Annotated in this window: 6 protein-coding genes; 3 read left to right on the forward strand and 3 right to left on the reverse strand. The window is 31.5% G+C overall.

Annotation, left to right across the window (positions count from 1 at the left end):
• Positions 1 to 39: 39 nt before the first annotated feature.
• Positions 40 to 1314 (reverse strand): MFS transporter, encoded by a 1275-nt coding sequence (locus tag EJK17_RS07415; protein ID WP_127796310.1) that lies wholly within the window; start codon positions 1312 to 1314, stop codon positions 40 to 42.
• Positions 1315 to 1419: 105 nt separating this feature from the next.
• On the opposite strand from EJK17_RS07415, the gene EJK17_RS07420 reads away from it, so the two are divergent.
• Both EJK17_RS07420 and EJK17_RS07425 read left to right on the forward strand, forming a co-directional pair.
• The gene (locus EJK17_RS07420) at positions 1420 to 2166 is read left to right on the forward strand and encodes a helix-turn-helix domain-containing protein (RefSeq protein ID WP_236629369.1); all 747 of its coding nucleotides are present in this window, start codon (positions 1420 to 1422) and stop codon (positions 2164 to 2166) included.
• A 202-nt stretch (positions 2167 to 2368) separates the two neighbouring features.
• Complete coding sequence (locus tag EJK17_RS07425; RefSeq protein WP_103662184.1) at positions 2369 to 3232, forward strand: helix-turn-helix domain-containing protein; 864 nt, start codon at positions 2369 to 2371, stop codon at positions 3230 to 3232.
• 153 nt (positions 3233 to 3385) lie between these two features.
• Here the strand turns inward: EJK17_RS07425 and EJK17_RS07430 are convergent, their stop codons facing one another.
• Positions 3386 to 4963: an ATP-binding cassette domain-containing protein gene (locus EJK17_RS07430; protein WP_127796311.1), complete on the reverse strand. Its 1578-nt coding sequence runs from the start codon at positions 4961 to 4963 to the stop codon at positions 3386 to 3388.
• A 13-nt stretch (positions 4964 to 4976) separates the two neighbouring features.
• Complete coding sequence (locus EJK17_RS07435; RefSeq protein ID WP_103662186.1) at positions 4977 to 5597, reverse strand: DUF4097 family beta strand repeat-containing protein; 621 nt, start codon at positions 5595 to 5597, stop codon at positions 4977 to 4979.
• Between the two features lie 95 nt (positions 5598 to 5692).
• Between EJK17_RS07435 and EJK17_RS07440 the strand changes: the two genes are divergently transcribed.
• Positions 5693 to 6550, forward strand: coding sequence for an Rgg family transcriptional regulator (locus EJK17_RS07440; RefSeq protein ID WP_127796312.1), 858 nt, complete (start codon positions 5693 to 5695; stop codon positions 6548 to 6550).
• Positions 6551 to 7102: the final 552 nt, after the last annotated feature.

Below are 7102 nucleotides of genomic sequence, written 5' to 3' on the forward strand. Positions count from 1 at the left end.
TGGAGCCTTCTTAGATGGAGTTAAACATTATGACAATAATTACTCAGTAACTACTGGAGCAGTTTTAACTGCCACCTTTTCAATTTTACTTTTCGCACCCATCTTAATTGCAACAAATAGAATTACAATTTCAATAGCTGCTAAAACAAATAATGCATATTTAACATTTCCAAAGCCAGAGATTGTCGTTAAAAATGTCGTCAAAATTGGAGCTGCAGCCATGATAATCGTATTTAACAATCCAACTGAAGAAGCTAAAATTTTCTGATCAATTGTATTAACCAACCATTGTTGCATCTTAATTGAAGCAATACTTACAACAACTGCTAATAAGAAGTAAACAACCAAAACAAGGTAAATATTAGCAAAAATAGTGGCAACAGTAGTAGCTAAACTTAAAACGATAGAAATGATTAGTGTAGTGAAAACTGACATTTTTTTGAAGATTTGTGGACCAAACATACTACCTAAGATAGCTCCACAACTTACAACAACACCTGTCACTGCAATAGTAAAACTGTAACTAGTAATAATCATAGTTGACCGGTTCCCCGCCATTACAATTGGAAGTAATGAACCCATTGCAGTTAAAATACCATTGACTAAGGCAATTACCAGAATTACAGTCATTAGACCCTTGGCTTTCTTTATTTGTAGGTATGAACTTTTCATTGTGGCAAAGAATTTTTGATCATTAACTTCTTTAGGTTCAAATGGCTTTTGATCCTTTCTGTGCTTTAGTCCAACACTTAAGAATAAAATACCAGCTGCAAGGAAAGTAAAAGCGTTAAGGAATGCAAAATTTGCAAATGATAAGAAAAGTAATAATCCTGACCCGATAAATTGAGCTACGGTATTAATCACTTCACTAATACCATTAGTAAAACCTTCAGCTTCTCCAAATTCTTCCTTCCCAACTAATTCAACAATTAATGGAGCCATTAACCCACTTGAGTAAGAACCAAAAGTATCAGATAAGAAGTTGATAATTACAACTGCAATAACTAAATTCCATTGAGAAACATTACTGATAAAGAGCAAACCCACAATTCCGTAAAGAACGAATCTTACTACAGCCATTAAGAAGATATTCTTAAATTTCTTTTGAGTTTTGTCAGCTAGGTAACCGCCAAAGATATCAAATAACTTTGGAATTGATTCTGAAATAGCGATTAATGACAAAGCAAGTGAGTAATTGTTCAATTTACTTGCGTAAGTCATGAAAGCTAAGTAAAAAAGAATATCACCAGAAGTTGAAAGAAAGCCAGCGATTGAGAATTTTCTGTAATCTTTATTTTTCAAAAATACATTCATAATATTTAACTCCTTTTTCTTTTTAGATGTTAAATACATGATATAGGCTTTATAATTAAATCTATGAAATAGTCGTATTCGAATATTTTTTGAGGGATGATACAAATGACCATTGGAGAATTACTAAAAGAATACCGGATTAGCCAAGTTAAGAACCAAAAAGAATTCATTAATGGAGGAAACATAATTAGCCAATCCTATTATTCTAAAGTTGAAAAGAATACTCATAGAATCAATGCAGATAGTTTAATTGAATTGCTTCATTACAACAATATCCCTGTAACGGAATTTTTTAATCGGCTGAATAAAAATGATGATCTTCGCCAACATCAAATAGATAAATTGAATAATACACTAGGAGACGCTTTTTATCATAATGATAGGGATAAAATTCTAAAATTAGTCCCTATAATTAATGAGAGTGATCTTTCTACCAAGGAAAAACAAGAAGAACTACTTTTGATTCAAGCATGGTTAGAATTAATGAAAGGACCAGATGAGCAGCCTGATCTTAAGTTAAGAGAAAAGATAAAAGAAAAGATATTTAACATACCTAATTTAAATTATGCAAAAGTTACACTTTTTTGTAACTTTATGAAGTTTTATGATATCGAAAGTGACAAAACAATTGGTAAAAAAATTATCGAACAACATATAAATACCACAAATAACAAATGGAAAATAGCGATGTTAGCTACAATAGTAAACATCTTAGCCTTTTCACTTAAAAACGGACAAGAAAATGATGTCACTTATTTCATTAAAAGCGGCGAAAAAATAGAGACTAAACCCGAGTTAGTATTTTATAAGTCTGCATTTTACTTTTTCAAAAACTTAATTAATTATCGTTGAACCAATAATACTGATAACTATAAGAATAGTGTCAAAGCTAAAGATTTCTTAATCAACATTGGCATGGTGGAATATGGAAAAATACTCAATACTTTGCTAATCAAGTATAAATAATGGTTATATCTATCTTGGATGCTTTGCAAACAATGTTAGTTCGGCAATTACTTTTAATTACAATCAAATTCTTATGGAGATGAGAATTATGACAATCGGAGAATTACTAAAAGAATATCGGATAAGCCAAGGAAAGAATCAAAAAGAATTTATTGATAGAGGACGGATTGTGAGTCAATCTTATTACTCTAAGGTAGAGAAAAATGTTCACCGAATTACTGCAGATTCTTTGATTGAATTGCTTCATTACAATAATATCCCTTTGTGGGAGTTTTTTAGTAGATTTAATCAAGGCGATGAAATGCGACATCAGCAAATTCAAGATTTACATGATGCAATGATTACCGCATATTACGAACATGATGAACATAGACTAAAAAACGTTAAGATGTTAATTGATGAATGTGATTTATCTGACCAAAATAAAGAAGAACAAAAGTTAATTGTAGATGGTTGGCTAGAATCAATGAAGAAAAATCCTGAAACTTATAATATTGAATTAAGAAATAATCTTAAAGATAAGGTATTTAACAGTCATAATTACGACAAAAGTACTATCACCTTGTATTGTAACTTTATGTCTTTTTATGACTTGAATAGCAATCGTTCTATCGCTCAAAGAATTATTAGACAGTATAGCAATAGCTCCAATATTGATATTCAAATTTCACTACTTGCAGTAATTGGCAACATTCTAGCTCTTTCAATTGAAAAGCATGAAATTAATAAAACAGATTTTTTCATTAATAGTGCTCATGATATCCCTACCAGACCTGAACTTTTCTTTTATAAAAATGGAATTTTTATTTTTGAAAATTTAATTAGATATCTAGAAACTAAACAAAAAGAGTATTTAAATAATTGCAATAAAGGTATTGAAACTCTTACTAATCTTGATATGAAAACTTATGGTAGCAAAGTAAAAGCTTTTGTAGAGAAAAATATAAAGTAAAAAATAACTGCTTTAGCTCTGCAAGCTGGCAGTTATTTAGTAAACCATTTATAAAAATGCTTGATAGCATCGTTTATGCGATTCTACGCAGGAGATTGACTTATTTGCCAATCTCTTTTTTCATTATTACAGCAAGTTTAGACAGCTTTAAAATTACTTAACAGATAAAAACTGTTCTAAATCGACGACCTGGTCATAACGGTGAAGTTCCTCTGGTTCATAGTGGTGAATTACTTCTACAAAGGTTAAATCAGAGTTCAGCAAGTAATTATGAATCCGATCTGATGCCTTTTTATCGAGGGATGCGTTAATTTCATCAAGTAAAAGTACTGGACGATTCATTAAAATACCACGAGCTAATTCAATTCTAGCTAGTTGACCACCAGATAATTGATCAGCATTATCACCTAAAGAATAGTTCCACCCTTTTTCTTGAATAATACTATCCAAACCTAACTTAGTGCAAATTTCCATAACCTTTTCTTGGGAAATATCAGTACCAAGTGTTAAGTTAAACCACAAAGTATCTGCAAAAATCATTGGCCTTTGACTACAATATGCAAATAAATTAGTAAAAGAACCTGCATCAACTTTTTTACCATTTAAAATAATTGCTTTTGCATGACCAAATTCTCCTGTCATCAAGAACTGCAAAAGTGTAGATTTACCAACTCCAGATGGTCCGATAACTGCAACCTTCTGTCCGTACTTTATTTCTAAATTAAGATGTTGAGGTAATTGTTGCTTTTTTCTATTTAAACTTAAATCATCTATATCTAATTTATTGAAGTTGTCTACTGTTGATACTTCTTTTTCTTTGCCCTTAGCGATGAACTTATCTGCCTTGGCGGCAATCTTTTTAGTAGTTGATAACTTATTTCGATCTTCTAATATCGTCAGAATTGGATTAACAAATGAATTAGATAATTGCACAATAGCAAATAATGCACCCAACGTAGTTTGACCATTAATTACCATATAAATACCTACTAAAAATGGCAATGTAAAGGTTAACAAATTTGCAATTAAATTAATCCATGAAACAGTGTCTAAGTTCAAAAGATTCATCTTGCGTAACGCTGTTTCTAAGTGATTAACAAAAACTCCGTTTTTCTCAACGGCATTATCTTGCTTACTGTATAATTTTAACGTCGAGCTACCTGCCAAAAAATTCTTAATATGACTAACATACTTATCATTAGCATCAGCCCACTTTTCAGAAGCTGATTGAATCTTCTTTTGGAACACATTCGACACAATCATAGGCATAAATGATCCCAATAAAAACAGCAAGGTTACTAACCAATTGACGGATACCGCATACCCTAATGCAAAGACAATCATATTAGCTTGCATCATGATCTCAATTTCTGCATCAAAACGATTGGTTTCCAAAAGTTTAAAATCCGTGGTTAGGTACCCTAAACTAGCAGTGTTTTCATCACTTGTTTGTTTAAGCATCCCCTTTAAAATACATACTCGCAAGGTGGTATTTGCTTCTTTAATCGCACCTGCTTTCAAGTAATTAAAAACTAGTGACGCAAAAAATGTGACTAAAAACCCACCAATCACAAATAATAATAACTGCGGTAAATCGCCAAAACTTTTCCGAGTACCAATATTAGTCATGGTTTGGACCATATAGGCTGCGACAAGTTGTTGCATACTAGCAATTAAGCCCAAGATAATCATGCCAACAAATTTAACATGTGAAGAGTATTTGTAAATCATTCTTATATCCTCCTTAATTTACTGTGATATTGCCATTTGAAATATCTATGTCTAATTTTCTCAACGCTTTGCTATTTTTACTGTAATAATCACCTTTATTTGAGCCATTTACTGTGACTGTACCGTTAGTCGTATCCAAATCATATCCAGCTGCGATACTGTGATCAATCACGACATTACCGTTAGATAGATCGATCTCACCTTGTCTAGTCGTAATATTTTGAACTGTTACACTACCATTAGAATTATCAACGTCAATATTCTTAAGTATCTGATCCGGCATTTCAATCGTAATTTGTGGCATTACAGAATGCTTTTTGAACAAATCAAAAAGATTACCATTAATGACTTTGATACCATATTTATCCTCAATGATTAGTTTTTTCTCCTTAATTTCAACTTCTGGAAGCAGTTTTTGTCTTCCTACAAAAACAACACGACAAGCATTTCCTCGCTTGACTTTAATATTGAAATTACTAGTATCAACCTTTATTTGATTAAACTTTTGATCAGTTAAAACTTTTTGTACTACTTGTTCTGAATGAGATTTGTTCATATCCTGCAACTTTAAACCTCCTAAGATGATTAAAATAAGTACAATTACCAAAATCAGTACTCTTATTCCTCGCTTCATTTTTATCCCCCGTCACTTGAATTGTCCTTAGTATCGCAGGATAATAAATTAAAATATTAGAAATTTGCAGATCTGCAAATTGAGGTGTAAAAACTATGTTTAAATATGGGTCAACCTATAAAGAATTGCGTAAACAACAAGAAATTACACAAACTGAAGCTTGTCGGGGAATCTGTTCTATTTCTAAATTGTCTCGCTGGGAAAATAATCAGGTAGAAGTAGAGTTTAGTACAGCAATCGAATTACTCAAACGGATCAATGTCACGTTAGATGAGTTCACAGAGCGTGCAAACATTAATACAGAATTCGAATTACCAGACGAAATTATTACAGCTATTAATGCCAACGATGTTCCCCTGTTGCGAAAATACGTACAAAGTCGTTTAGATAAGTACCATACAAATAAAAATATTCTTGAATTAAAGAATATCTTGATAGTTTGCAATCAACTATTATTAATCGAAGGCAAAAATTATCTGACCACCGCTGATATTAAAAGAATTGGTTCTTACCTGCTGCATAATACGGTCTGGTCAAAGTACAACATCACTTTATTTGCAAATTCTCCATTTTTATTAAATTCTGAAATTGGCTTCAAAATTGCTATGCGGATCGTCCATAATTTTGATCAAGTCAATGACTTGAATGATAATTTAGCAATCTTCATGGGTGGACTATCAGATACTGTTATTGCATTTATCTTCAAAAAGAAACTAGATTATGCACAACAACTTTTAGATGAACTGCGTAAGGTTGAACTACCACCTTATTTCATGTTTTTTGATCTCACCCTTACCTTCTTGCAAAAACTTATTGAATATTGCCAGACTGGAAATGAACAACCAATTTTAGAAATGTTCAATAAGTTAATACAATTAGGCTGTTCTCGGCATGCCCAAATATTACTGGAAGCATTTAAAGACGCTAAACGAATTTGGGAGGAAAATGAATGAAATTTACAAATGATAATTTTTGGGAACTACTCTCTCGTTTGGATTACTACACTCAGTAAGGAGATTGTATCGTCCCTTTTCTGTTTTTGACAAAATAATATTAGTTAAGCAACACACGCTTTTATTCCATTCAATTACCTGATATACTTCTAAGAAACACTATATATTGAGGGATAGTATGAAGAATGAAAAAAAGATCAAAGACGACCTATTAGGTAGTATTATCGGCGGTATAATCCTATTAATTGCTCTTAAATTTATTAATTTAATCCCCTGGTCATGGTTACAATCCGGAATCAAGATTGGATTAGTTTATATCACAATTGATATTATTTGCTTATTGTGGAAGTTTTATAGATTCAAGAAAACATCTAAATCTGGATTAGTTAACAATAAAACTGAATAATCAAAAAAGGCTCCAAATTGGCAATGTCATTAAGTTAAGACATTGACTTTGAACGGGGAATGCTTTAGGACACTCATCTAAGTTTGATGAGTGTTTTTTTTGCTTAATTTTTGAAACCGCTTTACGCTATATTTGGTTAGAGATTT

This window comes from Lactobacillus xujianguonis (genome assembly GCF_004009905.1).
Classification (GTDB): Bacteria; Bacillota; Bacilli; order Lactobacillales; family Lactobacillaceae; genus Lactobacillus; species Lactobacillus xujianguonis.

Excerpts from the sequence above, each read along its gene's own strand:
- EJK17_RS07425 (WP_103662184.1), top strand. The coding sequence starts at position 2,369 with ATGACAATCGGAGAATTACTAAAAGAATATCGGATAAGCCAAGGAAAG.
- EJK17_RS07435 (WP_103662186.1), bottom strand. The coding sequence starts at position 5,597 with ATGAAGCGAGGAATAAGAGTACTGATTTTGGTAATTGTACTTATTTTA.
- EJK17_RS07420 (WP_236629369.1), top strand. The coding sequence starts at position 1,420 with ATGACCATTGGAGAATTACTAAAAGAATACCGGATTAGCCAAGTTAAG.
- EJK17_RS07440 (WP_127796312.1), top strand. The coding sequence starts at position 5,693 with ATGTTTAAATATGGGTCAACCTATAAAGAATTGCGTAAACAACAAGAA.
- EJK17_RS07415 (WP_127796310.1), bottom strand. The coding sequence starts at position 1,314 with ATGAATGTATTTTTGAAAAATAAAGATTACAGAAAATTCTCAATCGCT.
- EJK17_RS07430 (WP_127796311.1), bottom strand. The coding sequence starts at position 4,963 with ATGATTTACAAATACTCTTCACATGTTAAATTTGTTGGCATGATTATC.